Source organism: Streptomyces sp. NPDC087787, from assembly GCF_044743035.1.
In the GTDB taxonomy this organism is placed as follows: domain Bacteria; phylum Actinomycetota; class Actinomycetes; order Streptomycetales; family Streptomycetaceae; genus Streptomyces.
Genome location: NZ_JBIUVQ010000015.1, coordinates 177,395 through 201,079, shown reverse-complemented (window position 1 = coordinate 201,079; position 23,685 = coordinate 177,395). Strand labels below are relative to the sequence as shown.

At 69.0% G+C, this 23,685-nt stretch carries 20 protein-coding genes, 3 tRNA genes and 1 pseudogene; 5 read left to right on the top strand and 19 right to left on the bottom strand.

Annotated features, from left to right (window positions below; all coding sequences use genetic code 11):
• Positions 1 to 16 precede the first annotated feature (16 nt).
• The 10 genes from ACIOWN_RS24115 to ACIOWN_RS24070 all read right to left on the bottom strand — a co-directional run bounded on the left by ACIOWN_RS24115 (position 17) and on the right by ACIOWN_RS24070 (position 13,358).
• Complete coding sequence (locus tag ACIOWN_RS24115; RefSeq protein ID WP_362356925.1) at positions 17 to 3,916, bottom strand: DNA-directed RNA polymerase subunit beta'; 3,900 nt, start codon at positions 3,914 to 3,916, stop codon at positions 17 to 19.
• A 96-nt stretch (positions 3,917 to 4,012) separates the two neighbouring features.
• The gene (gene rpoB / locus ACIOWN_RS24110) at positions 4,013 to 7,498 is read right to left on the bottom strand and encodes a DNA-directed RNA polymerase subunit beta (protein ID WP_362356927.1); all 3,486 of its coding nucleotides are present in this window, start codon (positions 7,496 to 7,498) and stop codon (positions 4,013 to 4,015) included.
• Between the two features lie 609 nt (positions 7,499 to 8,107).
• Positions 8,108 to 8,491: a 50S ribosomal protein L7/L12 gene (rplL, locus tag ACIOWN_RS24105; RefSeq protein ID WP_362356929.1), complete on the bottom strand. Its 384-nt coding sequence runs from the start codon at positions 8,489 to 8,491 to the stop codon at positions 8,108 to 8,110.
• A gap of 117 nt (positions 8,492 to 8,608) precedes the next feature.
• Positions 8,609 to 9,139 (bottom strand): 50S ribosomal protein L10, encoded by a 531-nt coding sequence (rplJ, locus tag ACIOWN_RS24100; RefSeq protein WP_100569727.1) that lies wholly within the window; start codon positions 9,137 to 9,139, stop codon positions 8,609 to 8,611.
• A gap of 295 nt (positions 9,140 to 9,434) precedes the next feature.
• On the bottom strand, positions 9,435 to 10,370 hold the full coding sequence (locus ACIOWN_RS24095) for a hypothetical protein (protein ID WP_401983311.1): 936 nt from the start codon (positions 10,368 to 10,370) through the stop codon (positions 9,435 to 9,437).
• 188 nt (positions 10,371 to 10,558) lie between these two features.
• The gene (gene rplA / locus ACIOWN_RS24090) at positions 10,559 to 11,284 is read right to left on the bottom strand and encodes a 50S ribosomal protein L1 (protein WP_362356933.1); all 726 of its coding nucleotides are present in this window, start codon (positions 11,282 to 11,284) and stop codon (positions 10,559 to 10,561) included.
• A gap of 95 nt (positions 11,285 to 11,379) precedes the next feature.
• A complete protein-coding gene (gene rplK / locus ACIOWN_RS24085; RefSeq protein ID WP_019756559.1) occupies positions 11,380 to 11,814 on the bottom strand; it encodes a 50S ribosomal protein L11 in 435 nt (144 codons plus the stop codon).
• 179 nt (positions 11,815 to 11,993) lie between these two features.
• Positions 11,994 to 12,812 (bottom strand): transcription termination/antitermination protein NusG, encoded by an 819-nt coding sequence (gene nusG, locus ACIOWN_RS24080; protein WP_362356935.1) that lies wholly within the window; start codon positions 12,810 to 12,812, stop codon positions 11,994 to 11,996.
• Positions 12,813 to 12,893: 81 nt separating this feature from the next.
• Entirely contained in the window at positions 12,894 to 13,178 is a 285-nt protein-coding gene (secE, locus tag ACIOWN_RS24075) for a preprotein translocase subunit SecE (protein ID WP_141359395.1), read from the bottom strand.
• 107 nt (positions 13,179 to 13,285) lie between these two features.
• Positions 13,286 to 13,358: transfer RNA gene (locus ACIOWN_RS24070), tRNA-Trp, on the bottom strand.
• Positions 13,359 to 13,618: 260 nt separating this feature from the next.
• On the opposite strand from ACIOWN_RS24070, the gene ACIOWN_RS24065 reads away from it, so the two are divergent.
• Both ACIOWN_RS24065 and ACIOWN_RS24060 read left to right on the top strand, forming a co-directional pair.
• Positions 13,619 to 14,845, top strand: a complete 1,227-nt coding sequence (locus ACIOWN_RS24065; protein WP_326803661.1) for a pyridoxal phosphate-dependent aminotransferase — start codon at positions 13,619 to 13,621, stop codon at positions 14,843 to 14,845.
• A gap of 134 nt (positions 14,846 to 14,979) precedes the next feature.
• Positions 14,980 to 16,044 carry an adenosine deaminase gene (locus tag ACIOWN_RS24060; RefSeq protein ID WP_362356938.1) on the top strand — a complete coding sequence of 355 codons (1,065 nt, stop codon included), beginning with the start codon at positions 14,980 to 14,982 and terminating at the stop codon, positions 16,042 to 16,044.
• 38 nt (positions 16,045 to 16,082) lie between these two features.
• On the opposite strand, the gene ACIOWN_RS24055 is transcribed toward ACIOWN_RS24060, so the two are convergent.
• The 7 genes from ACIOWN_RS24055 to ACIOWN_RS24025 all read right to left on the bottom strand — a co-directional run bounded on the left by ACIOWN_RS24055 (position 16,083) and on the right by ACIOWN_RS24025 (position 19,411).
• Positions 16,083 to 16,805 carry a thioredoxin domain-containing protein gene (locus ACIOWN_RS24055; protein ID WP_362356940.1) on the bottom strand — a complete coding sequence of 241 codons (723 nt, stop codon included), beginning with the start codon at positions 16,803 to 16,805 and terminating at the stop codon, positions 16,083 to 16,085.
• Positions 16,806 to 16,844: 39 nt separating this feature from the next.
• Positions 16,845 to 17,900: a UDP-N-acetylmuramate dehydrogenase gene (locus tag ACIOWN_RS24050; RefSeq protein ID WP_362356942.1), complete on the bottom strand. Its 1,056-nt coding sequence runs from the start codon at positions 17,898 to 17,900 to the stop codon at positions 16,845 to 16,847.
• Positions 17,901 to 17,966: 66 nt separating this feature from the next.
• Entirely contained in the window at positions 17,967 to 18,395 is a 429-nt protein-coding gene (locus tag ACIOWN_RS24045) for a MaoC family dehydratase (RefSeq protein ID WP_362356969.1), read from the bottom strand.
• An 8-nt stretch (positions 18,396 to 18,403) separates the two neighbouring features.
• Complete coding sequence (locus ACIOWN_RS24040) at positions 18,404 to 18,856, bottom strand: MaoC family dehydratase N-terminal domain-containing protein (RefSeq protein ID WP_100569718.1); 453 nt, start codon at positions 18,854 to 18,856, stop codon at positions 18,404 to 18,406.
• Between the two features lie 109 nt (positions 18,857 to 18,965).
• Entirely contained in the window at positions 18,966 to 19,130 is a 165-nt protein-coding gene (gene rpmG, locus ACIOWN_RS24035; protein WP_003948671.1) for a 50S ribosomal protein L33, read from the bottom strand.
• 89 nt (positions 19,131 to 19,219) lie between these two features.
• Positions 19,220 to 19,292 (bottom strand) — tRNA-Met (locus ACIOWN_RS24030).
• A 46-nt stretch (positions 19,293 to 19,338) separates the two neighbouring features.
• Positions 19,339 to 19,411: transfer RNA gene (locus ACIOWN_RS24025), tRNA-Thr, on the bottom strand.
• Positions 19,412 to 19,629: 218 nt separating this feature from the next.
• On the opposite strand from ACIOWN_RS24025, the gene ACIOWN_RS24020 reads away from it, so the two are divergent.
• Both ACIOWN_RS24020 and ACIOWN_RS24015 read left to right on the top strand, forming a co-directional pair.
• Positions 19,630 to 20,880, top strand: coding sequence for an amidohydrolase family protein (locus tag ACIOWN_RS24020; protein WP_362356944.1), 1,251 nt, complete (start codon positions 19,630 to 19,632; stop codon positions 20,878 to 20,880).
• Positions 20,881 to 21,137: 257 nt separating this feature from the next.
• Entirely contained in the window at positions 21,138 to 21,794 is a 657-nt protein-coding gene (locus tag ACIOWN_RS24015) for an SDR family oxidoreductase (protein WP_362356946.1), read from the top strand.
• A gap of 3 nt (positions 21,795 to 21,797) precedes the next feature.
• Here ACIOWN_RS24015 and ACIOWN_RS24010 read toward each other — a convergent pair whose 3' ends face one another.
• Positions 21,798 to 22,010, bottom strand: a complete 213-nt coding sequence (locus tag ACIOWN_RS24010; RefSeq protein ID WP_362356948.1) for a hypothetical protein — start codon at positions 22,008 to 22,010, stop codon at positions 21,798 to 21,800.
• A gap of 57 nt (positions 22,011 to 22,067) precedes the next feature.
• Positions 22,068 to 22,847 carry a hypothetical protein gene (locus tag ACIOWN_RS24005; protein WP_362356950.1) on the bottom strand — a complete coding sequence of 260 codons (780 nt, stop codon included), beginning with the start codon at positions 22,845 to 22,847 and terminating at the stop codon, positions 22,068 to 22,070.
• 196 nt (positions 22,848 to 23,043) lie between these two features.
• Between ACIOWN_RS24005 and ACIOWN_RS24000 the strand changes: the two are divergent.
• A pseudogene (locus tag ACIOWN_RS24000) lies at positions 23,044 to 23,517 on the top strand (L,D-transpeptidase); the annotation flags it as partial.
• Between the last annotated feature and the right edge of the window lie 168 nt (positions 23,518 to 23,685).

Sequence of the window (23,685 nt, the reverse complement as noted above, 5' to 3'; positions counted from 1 at the left end):
CCTTCAAGCTGCTCGCTTACTGGTTGTACGGACCGTAGTCGTAGTCCTCCAGCGGAACGGCCTGGCCGGAGCCGGAGCCGAACGGCGAGTAGTCGATGTCGTCGTAGCCGACGGCCGAGTACATCGCGGCCTTGGCCTCCTCGGTCGGCTCGACCCGGATGTTGCGGTAGCGGGACAGACCCGTACCGGCCGGGATGAGCTTACCGATGATGACGTTCTCCTTGAGGCCGATCAGGGAGTCGGACTTGGCGTTGATCGCCGCGTCCGTCAGGACCCTGGTCGTCTCCTGGAAGGACGCCGCCGACAGCCACGACTCGGTCGCCAGCGAGGCCTTGGTGATACCCATGAGCTGCGGACGACCGGAGGCCGGGTGACCGCCCTCCTGGACCACGCGACGGTTCTCGTGCTCGAACTTCGAGCGCTCGACCAGCTCGCCGGGCAGCAGCTCGGCGTCGCCGGACTCGATGATCGTCACGCGGCGGAGCATCTGCCGGATGATGATCTCGATGTGCTTGTCGTGGATCGACACACCCTGCGAGTTGTAGACCTTCTGGACCTCGCCGACCAGGTGGACCTGGACGGCCCGCTGACCCAGGATGCGCAGCACGTCGTGCGGGTTGGTGGCACCCACGGTGAGCTTCTGGCCCACCTCGACGTGGTCGCCCTCGCCGACCAGCAGACGGGCACGCTTCGAGATCGGGAACGCCGTCTCGTCGCTGCCGTCGTCCGGGGTGATGACGATCTTCTTGGTCTTCTCGGTCTCCTCGATCCGGACGCGTCCGGCCGCCTCGGAGATCGGGGCGACACCCTTCGGCGTACGGGCCTCGAAGAGCTCGACGACACGCGGCAGACCCTGGGTGATGTCGTCACCGGCCACACCACCGGTGTGGAAGGTACGCATCGTCAGCTGGGTGCCGGGCTCACCGATGGACTGGGCGGCGATGATGCCGACCGCCTCACCGATGTCGACCAGCTTGCCGGTGGCGAGCGAGCGGCCGTAGCACATGGCGCAGGTGCCCACCGCGGACTCGCAGGTCAGGACCGAGCGGGTCTTGACCTCGGAGACACCGCGGGAGACGAGCTCCTCGATGAGCACGTCGCCCAGGTCGGTGCCGGCCGGGGCCAGCACCTGGCCGTCGACCACGATGTCCTCGGCGAGGCAGCGCGCGTACACGGACGTCTCGACGTTGTCCGCCTTGCGCAGCACGCCGTCCGCGCCCCGCTCCGCGATGTGCAGCTTGAGGCCGCGCTCGGTGCCGCAGTCCTCCTCGCGGATGATGACGTCCTGGGAGACGTCGACCAGACGACGGGTGAGGTAACCGGAGTCGGCGGTACGCAGGGCGGTGTCGGCCAGACCCTTACGGGCACCGTGCGTGGAGATGAAGTACTCCAGCACGGACAGACCCTCACGGAACGACGCCTTGATGGGCCGCGGGATGGTCTCGTTCTTGGCGTTCGACACCAGACCGCGCATACCGGCGATCTGACGCATCTGCATCATGTTTCCTCGGGCGCCCGAGGAAACCATCATGAAGATCGGGTTGGTCTTCGGGAAGTTGTCGTTCATCGCCTCGGCGACCTCGTTGGTCGCCTTGGTCCAGATCGCGATGAGCTCCTGGGTGCGCTCGTCCTTGGTGATCAGACCGCGCTCGTACTGCTTCTGGACCTTCTCGTCCTGCGCCTCGTAGCCCTTGACGATCTCCTTCTTCGCCTCGGGAACGACGACGTCGGAGATGGCGACGGTGACACCGGAGCGGGTGGCCCAGTAGAAGCCGGACGACTTCAGGTTGTCGAGCGTGGCCGCCACGATGACCTTGGGGTAGCGCTCGGCGAGGTCGTTGACGATCTCGGAGAGCTGCTTCTTGCCCACCTCGTAGTCGACGAACGGGTAGTCCTCGGGCAGCAGCTCGTTGAAGAGCGCGCGGCCCAGGGTCGTCTTCAGGCGGAAGGAGTCACCCTGCTGCCACTCCGGCTCGCCCTCCTCGCGGGCCGGCGGGGTCCAGCCGCGCGGCGGGATGGTGCCCACCGGGAAGCGGACGTCCACCCGCGACTGGAGCGAGAGCTCGCCGGCGTCGAACGCCATGATCGCCTCGGCGACCGACGCGAAGGAGCGGTCCTCGCCCTTGGCCTCGCGGCCCTCGGCGTCGGTGGTGAGGAAGTACAGACCGAGGACCATGTCCTGGGTCGGCATCGTCACCGGACGGCCGTCGGCCGGCTTGAGGATGTTGTTCGAGGACAGCATCAGGATGCGGGCCTCGGCCTGCGCCTCCGCGGACAGCGGCAGGTGCACGGCCATCTGGTCACCGTCGAAGTCCGCGTTGAACGCGGTGCACACGAGCGGGTGGATCTGGATGGCCTTGCCCTCGACCAGCTGCGGCTCGAAGGCCTGGATGCCGAGGCGGTGCAGGGTGGGCGCGCGGTTCAGCAGAACCGGGTGCTCCGCGATGACCTCTTCCAGCACGTCGTACACGACCGTGCGGCCGCGCTCGACCATGCGCTTGGCCGACTTGATGTTCTGCGCGTGGTTCAGGTCGACCAGGCGCTTCATCACGAACGGCTTGAAGAGCTCCAGCGCCATCGCCTTCGGCAGACCGCACTGGTGCAGCTTGAGCTGCGGGCCGACGACGATCACGGAACGGGCCGAGTAGTCGACGCGCTTGCCGAGCAGGTTCTGACGGAAGCGGCCCTGCTTGCCCTTGAGCATGTCGGACAGCGACTTCAGCGGACGGTTGCCGGGGCCCGTGACCGGGCGGCCGCGGCGGCCGTTGTCGAAGAGCGCGTCGACGGCCTCCTGGAGCATGCGCTTCTCGTTGTTCACGATGATCTCGGGCGCGCCGAGGTCGAGAAGCCGCTTCAGGCGGTTGTTGCGGTTGATGACACGGCGGTACAGGTCGTTCAGGTCGGAGGTCGCGAAGCGGCCACCGTCCAGCTGCACCATCGGACGCAGGTCCGGCGGGATGACCGGCACGCAGTCCAGGACCATGCCCTTGGGGCTGTTGGACGTCTGCAGGAACGCGGAGACGACCTTCAGGCGCTTCAGGGCACGGGTCTTCTTCTGGCCCTTGCCGGTGCGGATGATCTCGCGGAGCTTCTCGGCCTCTTCTTCGAGGTCGAAGGACTCCAGGCGCTTCTGCAGCGCCGCGGCACCCATCGAGCCGTCGAAGTACGTGCCGAACCGGTCGCGCAGCTCGCGGTAGAGCAGCTCGTCGCCCTCGAGGTCCTGGACCTTGAGGTTCTTGAACCGGGTCCACACCTCGTCGAGGCGGTCGATCTCGCGCTGCGCGCGGTCGCGCAGCTGCTTCATCTCACGCTCGGCACCCTCGCGCACCTTGCGGCGCACGTCGGCCTTGGCGCCCTCGGCCTCCAGCTCGGCGAGGTCCGCCTCGAGCTTCTTGGCGCGGGCCTCCAGGTCGGCGTCGCGGCGCTGCTCGATCTGCTGGCGCTCGACGGAGACGTGGGCCTCCAGCGACGGCAGGTCGCGGGTACGGCGCTCGTCGTCGACGTACGTGATCATGTACGCCGCGAAGTAGATGACCTTCTCCAGGTCCTTCGGGGCCAGGTCCAGCAGGTAGCCCAGGCGCGACGGGACGCCCTTGAAGTACCAGATGTGGGTAACGGGCGCGGCCAGCTCGATGTGGCCCATCCGCTCACGGCGCACCTTGGCGCGGGTGACCTCGACGCCGCAGCGCTCGCAGATGATGCCCTTGAAGCGGACACGCTTGTACTTGCCGCAGTAGCACTCCCAGTCCCGGGTGGGACCGAAGATCTTCTCGCAGAAGAGCCCGTCCTTTTCCGGCTTGAGGGTGCGGTAGTTGATCGTCTCGGGCTTCTTGACCTCGCCGTGGCTCCACTGACGGATGTCGTCAGCGGTGGCCAGGCCGATCCGGAGCTCGTCGAAGAAGTTGACGTCGAGCACTATGCGTCAATCCCTCTCAGGGTTGTAAGTCTGTGGTCTGAAACGGGGGCCTGGGGGTCGGCGGGCCTCCTGGTCAGGAGGCCCGCCGGACTCCCGTCAGACCTCTTCGACGCTGCTCGGCTCGCGCCGGGACAGGTCGATGCCGAGCTCCTCCGCGGCGCGGAAGACATCCTCGTCGGTGTCACGCATCTCGATGGACATACCGTCGCTGGACAGCACCTCCACGTTCAGGCACAGGGACTGCATCTCCTTGATGAGCACCTTGAAGGACTCGGGGATGCCGGGCTCGGGGATGTTCTCGCCCTTGACGATGGCCTCGTAGACCTTCACGCGGCCGGTGACGTCGTCGGACTTGATGGTCAGCAGCTCCTGCAGGGCGTAGGCGGCGCCGTAGGCCTCCAGGGCCCACACCTCCATCTCGCCGAAGCGCTGGCCACCGAACTGGGCCTTACCACCCAGCGGCTGCTGGGTGATCATCGAGTACGGACCGGTCGAACGCGCGTGCAGCTTGTCGTCGACCAGGTGGTGCAGCTTCAGGATGTACATGTAGCCGACCGAGATCGGCTCCGGGAACGGCTCACCGCTACGGCCGTCGAACAGCTGCGCCTTGCCGGACGGGAGGACCATGCGGTCGCCGTCGCGGTTCGGGATGGTGTGCTGGAGCAGACCCGCCAGCTCGTCCTCGCGGGCACCGTCGAAGACCGGGGTGGCCACGTTGGTGCCGGGGGCGACCTGGTCGGCGCCGATGGCCTGGAGGCGCTCGGCCCACTCGTCCGCGAGGCCGGAGACGTCCCAGCCGCGGCTGGCGAGCCAGCCGAGGTGGATCTCCAGGACCTGGCCCGGGTTCATTCGGGACGGCACACCCAGCGGGTTGAGGATGATGTCGACCGGGGTGCCGTCCTCCAGGAACGGCATGTCCTCGATCGGCAGGATCTTCGAGATGACGCCCTTGTTGCCGTGACGGCCGGCGAGCTTGTCACCGTCGGTGATCTTGCGCTTCTGCGCGACGTAGACGCGGACCAGCTGGTTCACGCCCGGCGGCAGCTCGTCGCCCTCCTCGCGGTCGAAGACGCGCACGCCGATGACCTTGCCGGTCTCGCCGTGCGGCACCTTCAGCGAGGTGTCACGGACCTCACGGGCCTTCTCACCGAAGATCGCGCGCAGCAGGCGCTCCTCGGGGGTCAGCTCGGTCTCGCCCTTCGGGGTCACCTTGCCGACGAGGATGTCGCCGGCGATGACCTCGGCGCCGATGCGGATGATGCCGCGCTCGTCGAGGTCGGCGAGGACCTCCTCGGAGACGTTCGGGATGTCCCGGGTGATCTCCTCGGGGCCGAGCTTGGTGTCACGGGCGTCGACCTCGTGCTCCTCGATGTGGATCGAGGAGAGGACGTCGTCCTGGACGAGGCGCTGCGACAGGATGATCGCGTCCTCGTAGTTGTGGCCCTCCCACGGCATGAACGCGACCAGCAGGTTCTTGCCGAGCGCCATCTCGCCGTTCTGGGTGGCCGGGCCGTCGGCGAGGACCTGGCCCTCGACGACGCGGTCGCCCTCGTTGACGATGACCTTCTGGTTGACCGAGGTGCCCTGGTTGGAACGGGCGAACTTGGCCAGGCGGTACGTGATGTACGTGCCGTCGTCGTTGGTCGTGGTGATGTAGTCGGCGGAGATCTCCTGGACCACACCGGACTTCTCGGCCTTGACGACGTCGCCGGCGTCGACGGCGGAGCGGTACTCCATGCCGGTGCCGACGAGCGGGGACTCCGACTTGATGAGCGGAACGGCCTGGCGCATCATGTTCGCGCCCATGAGGGCACGGTTGGCGTCGTCGTGCTCGAGGAAGGGGATCATGGCGGTCGCGACCGACACCATCTGGCGCGGCGAGACGTCCATGTAGTCGACGTCCTCGGGGCTGACGTAGTCGACCTCGCCACCACGGCGGCGGACCAGCACGCGGGCCTCGGCGAACCGCAGGTCGTCGCCGAGCGTGGCGTTGGCCTGCGCGATGACGAAGCGGTCCTCCTCGTCGGCGGTCAGGTAGTCGACCTCGTCGGTGACCTGGCCGTCGTTGACCTTGCGGTACGGGGTCTCGACGAAACCGAACGCGTTGACCCGGCCGTAGGAGGCGAGCGAGCCGATCAGACCGATGTTCGGGCCTTCCGGCGTCTCGATCGGGCACATGCGGCCGTAGTGCGAGGGGTGCACGTCGCGGACCTCGAAGCCGGCCCGCTCACGGGAGAGACCACCCGGGCCAAGGGCCGACAGGCGGCGCTTGTGGGTGAGACCCGACAGCGGGTTGTTCTGGTCCATGAACTGCGACAGCTGGCTGGTGCCGAAGAACTCCTTGATGGAGGCGACGACCGGCCGGATGTTGATCAGGGTCTGCGGCGTGATCGCCTCGACGTCCTGCGTGGTCATGCGCTCGCGGACGACGCGCTCCATACGGGCCAGACCGGTGCGGACCTGGTTCTGGATGAGCTCGCCCACGCTGCGCAGACGGCGGTTGCCGAAGTGGTCGATGTCGTCGGTCTCGACGACGACCATCTCGCCGTTGTCACCGGTGGTCTCGATCTCACCGGCGTGCAGCTTCACCAGGTACTTGATCGTCGAGATGACGTCCTCGACGGTCAGGATGCCCGCGTCCAGCGGCGCGTCCGCACCCAGCTTCTTGTTGACCTTGTAACGGCCGACCTTGGCCAGGTCGTAGCGCTTGGGGTTGAAGTACAGGTTCTCGAGCAGCGTCTGCGCGGCCTCACGCGTGGGGGGCTCGCCCGGGCGCAGCTTGCGGTAGATGTCCAGCAGCGCGTCGTCCTGGCCCTGGGTGTGGTCCTTCTCCAGGGTGGCGCGCATCGACTCGTACTCGCCGAACTCCTCGAGGATCTGCTCGTTGGTCCAGCCGAGCGCCTTCAGCAGGACGGTGACCGACTGCTTGCGCTTGCGGTCGATGCGGACACCGACCATGTCGCGCTTGTCGATCTCCATCTCCAGCCAGGCACCCCGGGACGGGATGATCTTGGCGGAGAAGATGTCCTTGTCGGACGTCTTGTCGATGGAGGAGTCGAAGTAGACACCGGGGGAACGGACCAGCTGGGACACCACGACACGCTCGGTGCCGTTGATGACGAAAGTGCCCTTGTTCGTCATGAGCGGGAAGTCGCCCATGAAGACGGTCTGAGACTTGATCTCGCCGGTCTCGTTGTTGGTGAACTCGGCCGTGACGAAGAGCGGGGCCGCGTACGTGAAGTCGCGCTCCTTGCACTCGTCGATCGAGTTCTTGGGCGGCTCGAAGCGGTGGTCGCGGAACGTCAGCGACATCGACCCGGAGAAGTCCTCGATCGGGGAGATCTCCTCGAAGATCTCCTCGAGGCCGGACTTGGTGGGGACGTCCTGACCGGACTCCAGAGCGTCCTCGACGCGAGCCTTCCACGCGTCATTGCCGAGCAGCCAGTCGAAGCTCTCGGTTTGCAGCGCGAGAAGGTTCGGAACCTCGAGGGGCTCCTTGATCTTTGCAAAGGAGATGCGCAGCGGGGCGGTGCTGGCGCCGTTGTTCGTATTCGCGGTCGAGGCGTTGCGCGAGGCGGCCAAGAGGGGGTCCTTCCGAGGGCTCGGACTCACTACGCGCGTACCGGCCCCCCGCCGACGCTTGCGGACAGGTCGTCCTGATCGGGCCGAAAGGCCAGGTCAAGGATGATCTGGTCGTCGTCGCTGAGGCGAGGGCATGCCCCTGGTGACGGGCAGGGGACAGCTAACAGGCAGCGCAAAGGGTCAGTGTAGCCACATGGCACACTGATGTCCAGTGCGGGTTTTTTGAGACCCTCGTAGTTGTCAACGTCTGCGGCATGCCTGCCCTCAACGCACCCTGATACTGCCCTCTTCGTCGTCGATCCATGCCTCGGATTCGGATCCTTGTGACGACGCGTCCCTGAGAATTGCGCGCTGCGTGCGGTTCGTCAAGGCCTCCCATGGCCAAACCGGATGCTGCCATCGTCACGTGCAGCCCGCCGCCGGAAGCTCTGGAGGCACGACGAAGATCACCATACCCCTCCCTGCCGCGGGTGCAAGGCAGCCTGCACCGGCCCCCTCGAACGCCGAAGAGCGACCACCCGGATGGATGATCGCTCCTCGGTGCGTTCGCGTTACAGCCCTACGGGGCCGTGTTCAGCGCGCGGGAGTCCTTGGCGGACCCGTGAGGTCTTACTTGACCTCGACGGAGGCGCCGGCGCCCTTGAGGGACTCGGCGGCCTTCTCCGCGGCCTCCTTGTTGACCTTCTCGAGGACGGGCTTCGGCGCACCGTCGACCAGGTCCTTGGCCTCCTTCAGGCCGAGGGAGGTCAGCTCGCGCACGACCTTGATGACCTGGATCTTCTTGTCGCCGGCACCGGTGAGGATGACGTCGAACTCGTCCTGCTCCTCAGCGGCCTCGGCAACCGGGGCGCCCGGGCCGGCCATCATGACCGGGGCGGCCGCGGCGGCGGTGACGTCGAACTTCTCCTCGAAGGCCTTCACGAACTCGGAGAGCTCGATGAGGGTCATCTCCTCGAACTGCGCGAGCAGGTCTTCCTGGCTGAGCTTCGCCATGATGGGCGATCCTTCCACTAATTCGGCGGGTGCCGGATGTACTGGGTGTGGCGGGCGTACGTCGGCCCGCTGAGACCCTCGCCGCGTCAGGCGGCCAGGATCAGAAAGCGAGCCGAGTTACTCGGCACCGCCCTGCTCGTCCTGCTTGGCACGAAGCGCGTCCACGGTGCGGACGAGCTTCGACGGGAGCGCCTGGAAGACAGAGGCAGCCTGGGACTGCTTGCCCTTGAACGCACCGGCCAGCTTGGAGAGCAGAACCTCGCGGGACTCGAGGTCCGCAAGCTTCTTGATCTCGTCGGCGGACAGCGCCTTGCCGTCAAGGACACCGCCCTTGATGACGAGATTCGGGTTGTCCTTGGCGAAGTCACGGAGACCCTTCGCCGACTCCACCGGGTCACCGGTGACGAAGGCGACGGCCGTCGGACCAGCGAAGAGCTGGTCGTCCAGCGTGATCCCGGCCTCGTTGGCCGCAATCTTGGTCAGCGTGTTCTTCACCACGGCGTACTGGGCGTTCTCACCGAGCGACCGGCGCAGCGTCTTGAGCTGCGCCACGGTGAGACCGCGGTACTCGGTCAGCACGGCGGCGTTGGAGCTGCGGAACTTGTCCGTCAGCTCCGCAACCGCGGCAGCCTTGTCGGGCCTCGCCATAGAGCCTCGGCCTCCTTCCGGGTGATTCGGACCGCGCGGACCCGAAGGAGGACTGGGGAAAACGAAACGCCCCGGCGCAGGCGCACGGGGCGGACTCGACCGGGCGCACACACGGGGATCGACGTGTGCTCCGGGAGTTCTTCCACAGTCACCTGCGCGGGTCGTCCGCAGTTCAGCGGATCCTTCGGCCACCGCACCCTCGTTCGAGTGCACGGCAACGACCAGCGGTCTTTGGCTTCTGTGGGAGCGTACGGGAAGGCGTCGTCGCAAAGCAAATCCGCCCCGGAAAGGCGGCTCAGGAACTGATACCGCTGCCGCCCGCGGCGGCGCCCTGCGACGCGATCAGGTCCTTGAAGTCGCTGGTGTCGCCGGCCGGGGGCGCCTGGACGGCGGTCTTCACCCCGTAGTCGCTGAAGTAGGCGGTGGTGGTCATCGTGCCGGTCGCCATCTCGGCCTTCTCCACCTTCTTGACCAGGAGGTCCTGGTCGTTGACCCAGATGTCGATGGTCTCCGTGGTGACCCCCGCCTCGCTGAGCTGCTTCTTCAGGTCGTCCATCTGGCGCTTGGGCAGGTTCGCGTTCTTGCCGGCGAAGTCGGCGACGTTCACCGTTCCCGCGTAGTGCGTGGTGTGCTCGCCGCGCACCGTCGCCTCGCCGACCTTCCTGACGTCGCCGGAGACCAGCAGCAGCTTCACCGACTGGTTCGGCGTGGCGTTCTTCAACTGCTCCTGCATGTACGCGCCGGAGCCGCCGGCGAGGGCCCCGAGGTCCTCGTAGCGGTACCGGATCCAGTGCTTGCCGCCCACCTGGCGCGCGTAGGCGTCGCTCATGTGCGCGTAGTAGGCGTCGGGCAGGTACCGCGCCTCCATCGTCGTGGTGCCGACCCTGCGCATCGTCTCGGCGACCGTGCCGCCGGTGTAGGTGAGCGTGAGCCGGCCGGTGAGGCCGTCGGCCCAGTCGAGGGTGCCGCTGCCCTTCATCGACATCAGGGTGCCGATGCTGGTCGTCGTCGACACCCGGGCCGAGTCGGCCTCGGCGGTGGAGGTGTCGGCGGAGCGCAGGGCCGCGACGGGGCTCACCTTGGCGGCGCCCCGGCCGGCCGCGCCGTCGTCCTTGCCCGAGCCCTTGGAGGCACCGGACGAGCCGCCCGAGGAGCCGCAGGCGGTCAGTGCCGTCAGACAGGTCACCGCCACGACGGAGAGCGTGATGCGGCGCGCGGTCGTGCTCTTCATTCGTCCCACCCCTATGCGGTTGCTGTGATCTTCACGCTAACGCAGCCCGGTGACAGGCGTACGGGAGTCGCACAGGACGTCGTGCAGGGGCGTACGGAATACGCCGTACAGGAGTCCCACGGAAAAGGGACGAGCCCCGCACCTGAAAAGGTTGCGGGACTCGTCCCTCAGCTGTGCGAGCCGTTGGCTCAGACCGCGGCCGGGTCCTCCTCGACGAGGAGGTTGCGGGTGCGGTTCGGGTCGACCGGGATGCCGGGGCCCATCGTGGTGGTGATGGCGGCCTTCTTGATGTAGCGACCCTTGGCGGCGGACGGCTTCAGACGGAGGATCTCCTCCAGGGCCGCGCCGTAGTTCTCCACCAGCTTGGTGTCGTCGAACGACGTCTTGCCGATGATGAAGTGCAGGTTCGAGTGCTTGTCGACGCGGAACTCGATCTTGCCGCCCTTGATGTCCGTGACGGCCTTGGTCACGTCGGGGGTGACGGTGCCGGTCTTGGGGTTCGGCATCAGACCACGCGGGCCGAGGACGCGGCCGAGACGGCCGACCTTGCCCATGAGGTCCGGGGTGGCGACGACGGCGTCGAAGTCCAGACGGCCCTTCGACACCTCGTCGATCAGCTCGTCCGCGCCGACGATGTCGGCGCCGGCGGCACGTGCGGCCTCGGCACGGTCACCGGTCGCGAAGACCAGGACCCGGGCGGTCTTACCGGTGCCGTGCGGAAGGTTCACGGTGCCACGGACCATCTGGTCGGCCTTGCGCGGGTCGACACCCAGACGGAAGGCGACCTCGACGGTGCCGTCGAACTTGGTCGTGGAGGTCTCCTTGGCGAGACGGACGGCCTCGAGCGGGGCGTACTGCTTCTCCCGGTCGATCTTGGCGTCCGCAGCGCGGAGAGCCTTGCTGCGCTTGCTCACAACTGCTCCTGTGTGTTCTGTAAGGAGTCGTGGTACGGGCCGAGCCGGCCCTGCCACGTGCGGCCTTCGGCCGCATGGTGCTACGAAGGTGAGGTTCAGCCCTCGACCGTGACGCCCATGGAACGCGCGGTGCCGGCGATGATCTTCGCGGCGGCGTCCAGGTCGTTGGCGTTGAGGTCGGGCAGCTTGGTCTGGGCGATCTCGCGGACCTGCGCCTCGGTGATCTTGGCGACCTTGGTCTTGTGCGGCTCGCCGGAGCCCTTCTCCACGCCCGCGGCCTTGAGGATCATCTTGGCGGCCGGCGGCGTCTTGGTGATGAAGGTGAAGGAACGGTCCTCGTAGACCGTGATCTCCACCGGGATGACCCAACCGCGCTGCGACTCGGTCGCGGCGTTGTAGGCCTTGCAGAACTCCATGATGTTGACGCCGTGCTGACCCAGCGCCGGGCCGACCGGCGGAGCCGGGTTGGCTGCGCCGGCCTGGATCTGGAGCTTGATGAGCCCCGTGACCTTCTTCTTCTTGGGAGGCATTGCTCTCCGGGTCCTTTCGATTCGGGTCCTGCCTGCGCTCGGGTACCACCCGGACGCAGGCATACCGCACAACGATAACGGGTATGACTGTGCGGCTGAAAACCGAGCAGGTCAGGCGACCGCTCGAGCGATCGCCTGACCTGCGCGGAAGCGGTGGGTCCAGAAAGAACCGCGGCGAGCTAGTTCTTCTGGATCTGGTCGAAGCTCAGCTCGACCGGGGTCTCACGGCCGAAGATCTCGACGAGGCCCTTGACCTTCTTGGAGTCCGGGTTGATCTCGTTGATCGTGGCCTGGAGCGTGGCGAACGGGCCGTCGGTGACGGTGACCGAGTCGCCGACCTCGAAGTCCAGCACCTGGACCTCGACCTTGCGCTGCGGGGCCGGCTTGCCCTCGGCCTCGGCGGCCTCGCGGGCGGCCTTCTCCTCCGCCTCCGGAGCGAGCATCTTCACGATCTCGTCCAGGGACAGCGGGTACGGGTCGTAGGCGTTGCCGACGAATCCGGTGACGCCCGGGGTGTTGCGGACGACGCCCCAGGACTCGTTCGTCAGGTCCATGCGGACCAGGACGTAGCCGGGCAGCTTGTTCTGCCGGACGGTCTTGCGCTCGCCGTTCTTGATCTGGACGATCTCTTCCTCGGGCACCTCGGCCTGGTAGATGAAGTCCTCGACGTTCAGCGAGACGGCGCGCTGCTCCAGGTTGGCCTTCACGCGCTTCTCGTAGCCGGCGTAGGTGTGGATGACGTACCACTCGCCGGGCAGCGTGCGCAGTTCCTCACGGAGCTTGGTGACCGGGTCGACCTCGGGCTCCGGCTCCTCTTCCTCGGCCTCACCCTCGGTCGCCTCGTCCACGACGTGGACGGCGGCCTCCTCGGCCGGCTCGCCCGCGGCGGCTTCGGCAGCCTCGGCCTCGTCGACCTCGTCCGCACCCTCGACGATGTCGAGCTCGTCATCCACGGACTCGGTCGGCTCGATGGCGTCGTTCAGGTTCGGGTCAGACACGGTGGCTGCTTCTTCCTGGATACATAGGGGTGGAACATGCGAAAAGGGGCGCCGGTAACCGCGGCGCCCTTCGCTCTTGGCTCAGCCAAAGACGTACTTGGCCGCGTGGTTGAGCCCATAGTCAATCACGGTCACCAGGCCGATCATGATGACGACGAAGACAATCACCACGGTGGTGTACGTCGTCAGCTGATTGCGAGTCGGCCAGACGACCTTGCGGAGTTCCGCGATGATCTGACGGTAGAAGAGAGCAAGGCGCTTCAGCGGGCCCTTCTTGCCACGCTTGCCACCCTTGCGGGCCTTCTTGGATTCCGTCACCTCGTCCTGGGCATCAGGCGTGTCGAGGGAGCCCACGGCGTCCGTCATTCGTCCTCACCTGATTCCGGGTCGTGGCCGTGCCGCGCCCGGTCGAGCCGCACGGCGGTGCATTGCTGTACGTACATGCGCACACATCCTGGCGATGGTGTGTGTAGCAGGGCCGGAGGGACTCGAACCCCCAACCGCTGGTTTTGGAGACCAGTGCTCTACCAATTGAGCTACGACCCTTTGTGTGTCCCCCAACGTACCGCATACGACCGGGTGCTCGGAGTGCACCAGGTGCGACAGCGGCTGCTGAAGACCAACGAGGTGAGAGTGTACGTGTTCCGGCGCCGGTCGTCGAACAGAAAGTGCCCAACCGGCCCCGATCACTGGAAGATCGCCTGGCCGAGGACCGGATCCGGACGGATGTCCGGAGGTTCGACCGGCCCTGTTCACCCTGTGGAACGGCGTGCCCCGGGTGTTTCCGGTCTGAAACGATGGACGGTATGAGCGCTGCAACCCCTCCCACCGAGCGCCGGGTCTCCGCCCGCATCGGCGCGATCTCCGAGTCCGCCACCCTCGCCGTGGACGCCAAGGCCAAGGCCCTCAAGGCCGCCGGACGTCCCGTGATCGGCTTCGGCGCCGGAGAGCCGGACTTCCCGACCCCGGACTACATCGTCGAGGCCGCCGTCGAGGCCTGCCGGAACCCCAAGTACCACCGCTACACGCCGGCCGGCGGCCTGCCCGAGCTGAAGGCCGCGATCGCCGCGAAGACGCTGCGCGACTCCGGCTGGGAGCCGGACGTCTCGCAGATCCTGGTCACCAACGGCGGCAAGCAGGCCATCTACGAGGCGTTCGCCGCGATCCTCGACCCGGGCGACGAGGTCATCGTGCCGGCGCCGTACTGGACGACGTACCCGGAGTCGATCCGCCTGGCCGGCGGCGTCCCGGTCGAGGTCGTCGCGGACGAGACCACCGGCTACCGCGTGACGGTCGAGCAGCTGGAGGCCGCCCGCACCAAGAAGACCAAGGTCGTCCTCTTCGTCTCGCCGTCCAACCCGACCGGCGCGGTCTACTCCGAGGCCGAGACCGAGGCGATCGGCCGCTGGGCCCTCGAGCACGGCCTGTGGGTGCTGACCGACGAGATCTACGAGCACCTGGTCTACGGCGACGCCGTCTCGGTGTCCCTGCCGGCGCTCCTGCCCGAGCTGCGCGACAAGTGCGTCGTCGTCAACGGCGTGGCGAAGACGTACGCCATGACGGGCTGGCGCGTGGGCTGGGTCATCGGTCCGAAGGACGTGGTCAAGGCCGCGACCAACCTCCAGTCGCACGCCACGTCGAACGTGGCGAACGTCTCCCAGGCCGCGGCCCTCGCCGCCGTCTCCGGCGATCTGGAGGCGGTCGCGAAGATGCGCGAGGCCTTCGACCGGCGGCGGAAGACCATCGTCCGGATGCTCAACGAGATCGACGGCGTGCTCTGCCCGGAGCCGGAGGGCGCGTTCTACGCCTATCCGTCGGTGAAGGCGCTGATCGGCAAGGAGATCCGCGGCAGGCGCCCGCAGAACTCCGTGGAGCTGGCCGCCCTGATCCTGGAGGAGGCCGAGGTCGCGGTCGTCCCGGGCGAGGCCTTCGGCACGCCGGGCTACCTGCGCCTGTCCTACGCCCTGGGTGACGAGGACCTGGTGGAGGGCGTCAGCCGGATCCAGAAGCTGCTGGCGGAGGCGCGGGACTGAGTTCCGCTTCCGTTTGCGGGCGCTCGCGGGCCACTCGCGTGAGTGGTTTGCGAGCGCTCCTTCGTTTGTGCGAGCAAGACCACGAATGGGGAAACGACTACCAGGGCACGGGGAACGTGCGGCACCATCCAGGAATGTTGTGCTCTTCAGGGGGACTCCCCCCGAACCCCCCGGGTGTACGTGATCTCTCTGAGCTGCCGAAAGCCCATCTGCACCTGCACTTCACCGGGTCGATGCGGCCCACCACCCTGCTGGAACTCGCCGACAAGTACGGAGTGCGGCTGCCCGATGCGCTGACGGAGGCCCTGGTCAGCGGGGAGCCGCCGCGGCTGCGGGCGACGGACGAACGGGGCTGGTTCCGCTTCCAGCGGCTGTACGACGCCGCACGCTCCTGCCTGCGGGAACCGGACGACATCCGGCGGCTGGTGCGGGAGGCCGCCGAGGAGGACGTCAGGGACGGCTCGGGGTGGCTGGAGATCCAGGTCGACCCGACCTCGTACGCGCCGCGTCTGGGCGGGCTGATCCCGGCGCTGGAGATCATCCTCGACGCGGTGGAGACGGCGTCGCGCGAGACGGGCCTCGGGATGCGGGTCCTGGTCGCCGCGAACCGTATGAAGCACCCCCTGGACGCCCGTACGCTGGCCCGCCTCGCGGTGCGCTACCGGGACCGCGGCGTGGTCGGCTTCGGCCTGTCGAACGACGAACGCCGGGGCATGGCACGGGACTTCGACCGGGCGTTCGCGATCGCACGCGACGGCGGCCTGTTCGCGGCCCCGCACGGCGGCGAGCTGACCGGCCCCTCCTCGGTGCGCGACTGCCTGGACGACCTCCAGGCCCACCGGGTGGGCCACGGGGTGCGCGCGGCCGAGGACCCGCGGCTGCTGAGCCGGCTGGCCGACCGTGGCGTGACCTGCGAGGTGTGCCCGGCGTCGAACGTGGCCCTCGGCGTGTACGACAAGCCCGAGGACGTCCCCCTGCGCCGGCTGTTCGAGGCGGGCGTCCCGATGGCCCTGGGCGCCGACGACCCCCTGCTGTTCGGCTCCCGGCTGGCGGCGCAGTACGACATCGCCCGCCGCCACCACGCCTTCACGGACGCCGAACTCGCCGAGCTGGCCCGCCAGTCGATCCGCGCGTCGGCCGCCCCCTCGGACATGCGGGAGAAGCTGCTGTCGGGGGTGGACGACTGGCTGGCGGGCTGACGGCGGGCCAGGGCCTGCCGTGGGGGCGGGCGTGGCGGTCAGGACCGGGCCAAGGCGCCGATCACCAGGGGCAGCGTCTCCTTGTCGAAGATGCCGCCGGCCAGCGCCGCGTCGACGGTCCTGCCGTCGACCTTCATGGTGGGGGTGCCGGACACGCCCGACGTGTCGAACGCCTTCTCGGAGGCGGTCACGAAGTCGCGGTGCTTCATGCCCTTGACCGCCGCGTCGAACTCCGCCCCGCGCAGGCCCGGGACCTTGGAGGCCATGTCCAGCAGGAAGGCGTCGGTGTAGCCGTCGGCCTCCTCCTCGGGCTGGTGCGCGAAGAGCACCTCGTGGTACTCGGCGAATTTGCCCGCGTCCAGGGCGGCCCGCAGGGCGTTGGCGGCCTTCTTGGAGCCCTCGCCGCCGAGCCGGTCGTCGAGGAAGGAGGCCAGCGTGTAGTCGGCCCGGACCTCACCGGCCAGGACCAGCTCGCGCAGGCCCTCGCCGCCGCCCTCGGTCTCGAACTGCGCGCAGACCGGGCAGCGCAGGTCCTCGTACAGGTGGACGACGGTCTTGGCGTGGGGGGATCCGACGCGGACGGTGGTGCCGTCCGGTGCGAGCCTCTCGTCGATCTCCGACACGCTCGTGTACGCCGCCGCCGCTTCCGGCTCCCCGCCTCCGGCCGGTGCGTCGCCCTTGCCGCATCCGGTGGCGAGCACGCCCGCCAGGACGGCCGCGGCCACGGCCGCGGCGGCACGTCTGCCGTGTTGCTTCGCCATGGTTTCCCCTCCCCTTGTGTGCTGCCGCGTGTTCGGCGTCTACAGGCTCACGCCGACCGTCACCGGCTCGTTGACCAGGGTGATGCCGAAGGCCTCGCGGACCCCGGCCACCACCTCGCGGGCCAGGGCCAGCAGGTCGTCGGTGGTCGCGCCGCCGCGGTTGGTCAGGGCCAGGGTGTGCTTGGTGGAGATGCGGGCCGGCCCGGTGCCGTATCCCTTGGTGAAGCCCGCCTTGTCGATCAGCCAGGCCGCGGAGGTCTTGGTGTGCCCCTGCCCCGCCGGGTAGGCGGGGGGCTCGACGCCGTCGCCGAGCCGTTCCCGCACGCGTACGCGGAAGGCGGCGAAGTCGGTGTCCGTGAGGATCGGGTTGGTGAAGAAGGAACCGGCGGACCAGGTGTCGTGGTCCTCGGGGTCCAGCACCATGCCCTTCCCGGACCGCAGCTTCAGCACGGTCTCGCGGGCGGTGGCGAGCGGCACCCGGTCGCCCGCGTCGACGCCCAGGGCGCGGGCGGTCTCGGCGTACTTGAGCGGCGCCGACATCCCGCCGGCGTCCTCCAGCCGGAAGCGGACGCGCAGGACGACGTACCGCTCGGGGTCGGACTTGAAGCGGCTGTGCCGGTAGGAGAACGCGCACTCCTCGTTGGCCAGGGTCACCGTGCGGCCGTCACGGCGGTCGTAGGCGACGACCTCGGTGATCGTCGAGGAGACCTCCTGGCCGTACGCCCCGACGTTCTGGATCGGGGTGGCGCCCGCGGAGCCGGGGATGCCGGACAGGCACTCGATGCCGGCGAGTCCCGCCTCGACGGTGCGCGCGACCGCGTCCGTCCAGACCTCGCCTGCGGCCAGCTCCAGCGTCGTGCCGGTGAGTTCGAAGCCGCGGGTGGCGATGCGCAGCGCGGTGCCGTCGAAGCCCTTGTCGCCGATGACCAGGTTGGAACCGCCGCCGACGACCAGCAGCGGTGTGCCGTGGGCGTCGGCCTCGCGGACGGCGTCGATCACCTCGGCGTCGGTGGTCGCGGTGATCAGCCGGGTCGCGGGGCCGCCCAGCCGGAACGTGGTCAGCGGGGCGAGGGGCGCGTCGTGGAGTTCCTGCACGCGCCCAAGACTACGAGACCCCGCTGACGGTCCCGCACCTCGGCGAGTGCGGGACCGGGGTGGCCGTCAGGCCAGGCGCACGACGGCCCGGGACATCCCGAGGACCTTCTGCCCGTTGCACATGGCGGTCAGGTCGACCCGCACGGTGTTCTCGTCGAGCTTGGCCGCGACCTTGCCGGAGACCTCGATCACGGCACCCTCGTCGTCGTTCGGGACGACGACGGGCTTGGTGAAGCGGACACCGTACTCGACGACCGCACCGGGGTCGCCCGTCCAGTCGGTGACCACACGGATCGCCTCGGCCATGGTGAACATGCCGTGCGCGATCACGTCCGGAAGCCCGACCTCCTTGGCGAACTTCTCGTTCCAGTGGATCGGGTTGAAGTCCCCGGAGGCGCCCGCGTACTGCACGAGGGTGGCCCGGGTCACGGGGAAGGTCTGCGCCGGCAGCTCGGTGCCGACCTCGACGTCGCCGTAGGCGATCTTCGCCGTCATCGGATTACTCACGCCTCCTCGGCCGCGCGGGCCACGAGCTTGGTCCAGGCGGTCACGACGTGCTCGCCCGTCTCGTCGTGCACCTCGCCGCGGATGTCCAGGACGTCGTTGCCGGCCAGGGACTTGATCGACTCGATGGTGGAGGTGACGGTGAGCCGGTCGCCGGCGCGCACGGGCCGGGTGTAGGCGAACTTCTGGTCGCCGTGCACCACACGGCTGTAGTCCAGGCCGAGCTGCGGGTCCTGGACGACCTGTCCGGCGGCCTTGAAGGTGATCGCGAAGACGAAGGTCGGCGGGGCGATCACATCGGGGTGGCCGAGCTCCTTGGCGGCTTCCGGGTCCGTGTACGCCGCGTTGGCGTCGCCCACCGCCTCCGCGAACTCACGGATCTTCTCCCGGCCCACCTCGTAGGGGTCGGTGGGCGGGTAGGACCGCCCCACGAAGGACTGGTCGAGCGCCATGGCTCGGTACCTCCTGGTGTCGCTGTGTCGCTGCTCTTCGCGGTTTTCGCACATGAAACACCATGAGGCCGCCCCCATGGTGCGGGGGCGGCCTCATGTCTGAGTTTGATCAGCGCGTCTCGCGGTGCGCGGTGTGCGCGTTGCAACGCGGGCAGTGCTTCTTCATCTCGAGCCGGTCGGGGTTGTTCCGCCGGTTCTTCTTGGTGATGTAGTTCCGCTCCTTGCACTCCACGCAGGCCAGCGTGATCTTCGGGCGGACGTCGGTGGCAGCCACGTGAGTGCTCCTTGACGAACGGGTAGGCTAGTTCAACGCAAGAAAGAGTAGCCGATCGAAGGACCGACCCCGCAATCGGCTACTGTGAGTAGCGGTGACCGGACTTGAACCGGTGACACAGCGATTATGAGCCGCTTGCTCTACCGACTGAGCTACACCGCTGCGATGCGATCGGGCCCCGCCTTGCGGCGGGTACCTCTCACATCAGAGCCCCAAAACGGAATCGAACCGTTGACCTTCTCCTTACCATGGAGACGCTCTGCCGACTGAGCTATTGGGGCGAGCGAGGAAGACATTACACGCTCTGCGGCCGTTCACCCAAATCCGATTCCCGGCGTCGGTCCGGCCCCGCGGCCACACCGGTACGACTATTGCGCTCCTCCCTCGTCGGGCCCGGCGGCCGCCCTAGGCTCGACTCACTCTGCGTGATCTTGCGTGGCCCGCACGGCCCCGCGGTCCGTGCCCCCGAGCCCCAGTCGCCTTTCGTATCTGGAGTGCGATGCCCCCCGGACAGCCACCGCCCCCCTCGCCCTCCTCGCCGGGTCCGTCCGGACGGGCGGACCCGGACGGGCTGCTGCTCTGCGGGGCCCGGCTCACCGACGGGCGGACCGTGGACGTACGGCTGGCCGGTGAGCGCATCGAGGCGGTCGGCACCGCAGGCAGTCTCGGCGCGGGCGGCACGCCGCGCGTCGACCTCGGCGGCTACCTGCTCCTGCCGGCCCCGGCCGAACCCCACGCCCACGCCGACACGGCCCTGACCGCCGACAGCGGCGGACCGGTGTCGTACGAGCCGGACGACGTACAGCGCCGCACCACCGAGGCCGCGCTGCTGCAACTGGGCCACGGCGCGACGACCGTGCGCGCACACGTACGCGTGGGTGACGTCCAGGGGCTCGGCGTGCTCACGGCGGCCCTGCGGGCCCGGCGGTCGCTGCGCGGGCTCACCGAACTGACGACGGTCGCGGTGCCGCGCGTGCTGACCGGGGCGGCCGGCGCGGACGGCCTGGCGATACTGCGGGACGCGGTGAAGATGGGCGCGTGCGTCGTGGGCGGCTGCCCGGACGTGGACCCGGACCCGACGGGCTACGTCGAGGCGGTCCTGGAGGTCGCCTCCGAGCACGGCTGCCCCGTGGACCTGCACACCGACGGCGCCGATCCGGCCCGGCTGGCGCGCATCGCGGCGATGGCGGGCGGGCTGCGGCCGGGAGTGACGCTGGGCCCGTGCGGCGGCCTGGCCGGGCTGCCCGCGGGGGCGGCCGGCCGGGCCGCGGACCAGCTGGCCGCGGCCGGGGTGAGGGTGGTGTGCCTGCCCCAGGGCTACTGCGGCGGCGCCGAGGGGCACGGGACGGCGCCGGTGCGGCTGCTGCGGGCGGCCGGGGTCCGGGTGGCCGCGGGCAGCGGCGCCCTGCGGGACGTGTCGAACCCGGTGGGGCGCGGCGACCCGCTGGAGGCCGCGTACCTGCTGGCCTCACGGCACGGACTGCGCCCCGAGGAGGCCTACGACACGGTGAGCGCGTCCGCCCGCGCGGTGCTCGGCCTGCCCGAGGTGCGGGTGGAGGCGGGTTTCCCCGCCGAACTGCTCGCGGTGCGCGGCGACCGGCTCGCGGGGGCGCTGTCGCTGGCGTACAGCCGGATCGTGGTGCACCGGGGCCGCGTGGTGTCCCGCACCAGCGCGGTACGCGAGTTCTCCGACTCCGCGGCCACGGCGGAACTGGGACTGCCACGACAGGGGCGAGGGGAGCTGTCCTGAGGGTGCGGGGGGGCGGGGTCTCCGGGACGTGCGTGGCTCGGCGGAGGGCCTTTGGGCCCCGCCGGAGTCGCGCTGCGCGGTGGTGGCATCGCCGCGCGAGAGGTGCGGGCGGAGGGGCCCACCCGGGTGTTGCTGGGGGCCGCTGGGAGCCGGCCTGCGCGGACCCGCGGAACGCGACGGTGGGCCCCCTGAGCGGCAGCCTGGGCATGGCCGAAGTCGTGCGGCGGATGCGGCCGTCCGGGCGTACGGTCGGAAGCATGCGCATTGTCATCGCTGGTGGTCATGGTCAGATCGCGCTGCGGCTGGAGCGGCTGCTCTCCGCGCGCGGGGACGAGGTGGCGGGCATCATCCGCAGCGCCGAGCAGAGCGAGGACCTGCGGAAGGCCGGCGCCGAACCGGTCGTGCTGGACCTGGAGTCGGCGTCGGTCGACGAGGTCGCGCGGCTGCTGCGGGGCGCCGACGCGGCGGTGTTCGCGGCGGGCGCGGGCCCGGGCAGCGGCGTGGCACGCAAGGAGACGGTGGACAAGGGCGCCGCGGTCCTGTTCGCGGACGCGGCGGTACGCGCGGGCGTGCGCCGCCACCTGGTGGTGTCCTCGATGGGCGCGGACGCGGCGCACAAGGGCGACGAGGTCTTCGACGTCTACCTGCGTGCCAAGGGCGAGGCGGACGACCACGTCCGCCGCCAGGAGGCCCTGGACTGGACGATCCTGCGCCCCGGCTCGCTGACGAACGACGCCGGTACGGGCCAGGTGCGTCTGGAGGCCCACACGGGCCGCGGCATGATCCCGCGCGACGACGTGGCCGCCGTGCTGGCCGAACTGGTGGAGACCCCGGCGACGGCCGGCCTGACCCTGGAACTCGTCAGCGGCTCGGCACCGGTGTCGGTGGCGGTGAAGTCGGTGGCGGGCAACTGACCCTCAGAACAAAGGCAGTTGCCCGGGGCACTCCGGAACGGCGTAGCCGTCCAACGGCGGCTGCACGGCGCCGAGTTGCGCCATCCGACGCGATCCGTCGCAGGAGGTCAGCCCGCCGCTCGCCCGCGTCCCGGGCGCATCGTGCCGCGCGAACCGCCCGGCGACCACGGCGATCTCCCGACGGCACACGGGGCAGAGTCTGCGACGCGAGGACATGGCTCCAGTGTGCACGGCCCCACCGACACCGTTCGGATCCTGGCCGGCACTGTGGCGTCACTCCGGGTGTGTGACCGCGCGCGCGTGCCGGCCCCGGCCCCACTTCGGCGCGTCGAGGCGCCGGGTCGCCACGAGAAGTACCCCGACGAGGGCCGGCCACAGGACGATCACACCGACAGGCCCGGCCCATATGCCGAACATCCCAGCCGGAACAGCGCAGAACACGGCACCGATCGTCTGCAACCCACGCTTCCGGAGGCGTGTGGGCAGCCCCGTCGCGGCATGGACGGGAGCGCGCGCGACCGCGAGTCCTCCCGCGTAGGCGGCGAAGAGGCCGATGGCGAGCAGGGCCAGGGCGAGCGCCGTGGTCCACAGGGACAGTCCCTCGGGGTTGTCGTCGGAGTACTGCGTCACGCCGTCCTTGCTCACGGCGGTCGCGTAGCCCCGCCACATGGTGACGGTGACCACATCGCCGGCACGCAGGTGCCTGAGCAGCGGCTCGGCCCCTCCCATGGCCACTTCCCCGGGCACGGGGCCGGGTCCGGTGAGCCGGAGGGCGTACCGCTGGCTCCTGGCCTGTTCCCGGATCTCCGTGCCGCGCACGGTGGCCCGGACGGGGCGCAGGCAGTCCTCGGTGACCGCCGCGTCACAGGGACGGGCGGCCCGATACGCGCGCTCCTCGGCCATGTCGTCGGGCACGAGGGTCAGTCCGGCGCCGGCGAAGAAGATCAGAGCGACACCGAGCAGTACGGCGACGGCTCCCCAGCAGCGGTGCCAGAGGGTACGCAGGCGCAGATCTCGCCGGACACCACCTCGGTCGTCGCCCTCGTACGGCATGTCAGGCCCTCCGCCGCACGCGGGAGTACACCGTGAACACGGCCATGTCGCCTTCCGCCCTCCCCCTCCGCACCATCGTGCCGACGCCGTCACGCCGACGGCAATTGAGCCACACCCGTCCCCGCGTCGCCATTGGATTCCTTCCGGCCTGGCAGGACCAGACCCGCGGGCGTGGTGTCGGGCGGCGGCTCTGAAGGAGAAGCTCCCCATATCCGGCGGCAGCCCTCAGAATCTCACCCATAACGGTCAGATGGTAATCTCCGAGAAATTCGAGAAGACGCACATGGACAGCTCTACAGTTGGTTTCGGGGGCGAGTACAACTTCACGGATGTCCCGCATGCCATCCGTCTGTCCACGTCCGGGACCTTCGTGCACGGCAACTGCTGGGTTAATACTTCGCCGTTCGGCAGCGTCGGGACCAGCCACGGTTGCATCGGTCTGCGCGATGTCCAGGGCGGAGGCTCGGACACCCCTGCCAAGTGGTTCTGATCACTCGCTCGTCGGTGCTGTGATCATCGTCAAGAACTCTCCCGACTCGGACAAGAGCATCCAGCGGACAGCGGCCTCAACAGCTGGAACCTGAGCTGGGAGACATGGACGGCCGACTCCGCGGCCTGCAGCGGCCCGCCCGTCCCCGGTCGACACTCCGGCGAACGCGAGGGAACATAAAGGGACGGAGCACTTCCAGCGACAGCGTCCGGTTTGTCGCCGGGATGACGCGCCGATCAGAGTTCCAGGTGACGCGCCCCCGTCCAGGGCGACGCGTAGGGCGGCGTGCAAGGAAACGCACAGGGCGGCGCGTAATGAGTCATGTCGACAGACCGAGCCGAAAACGCG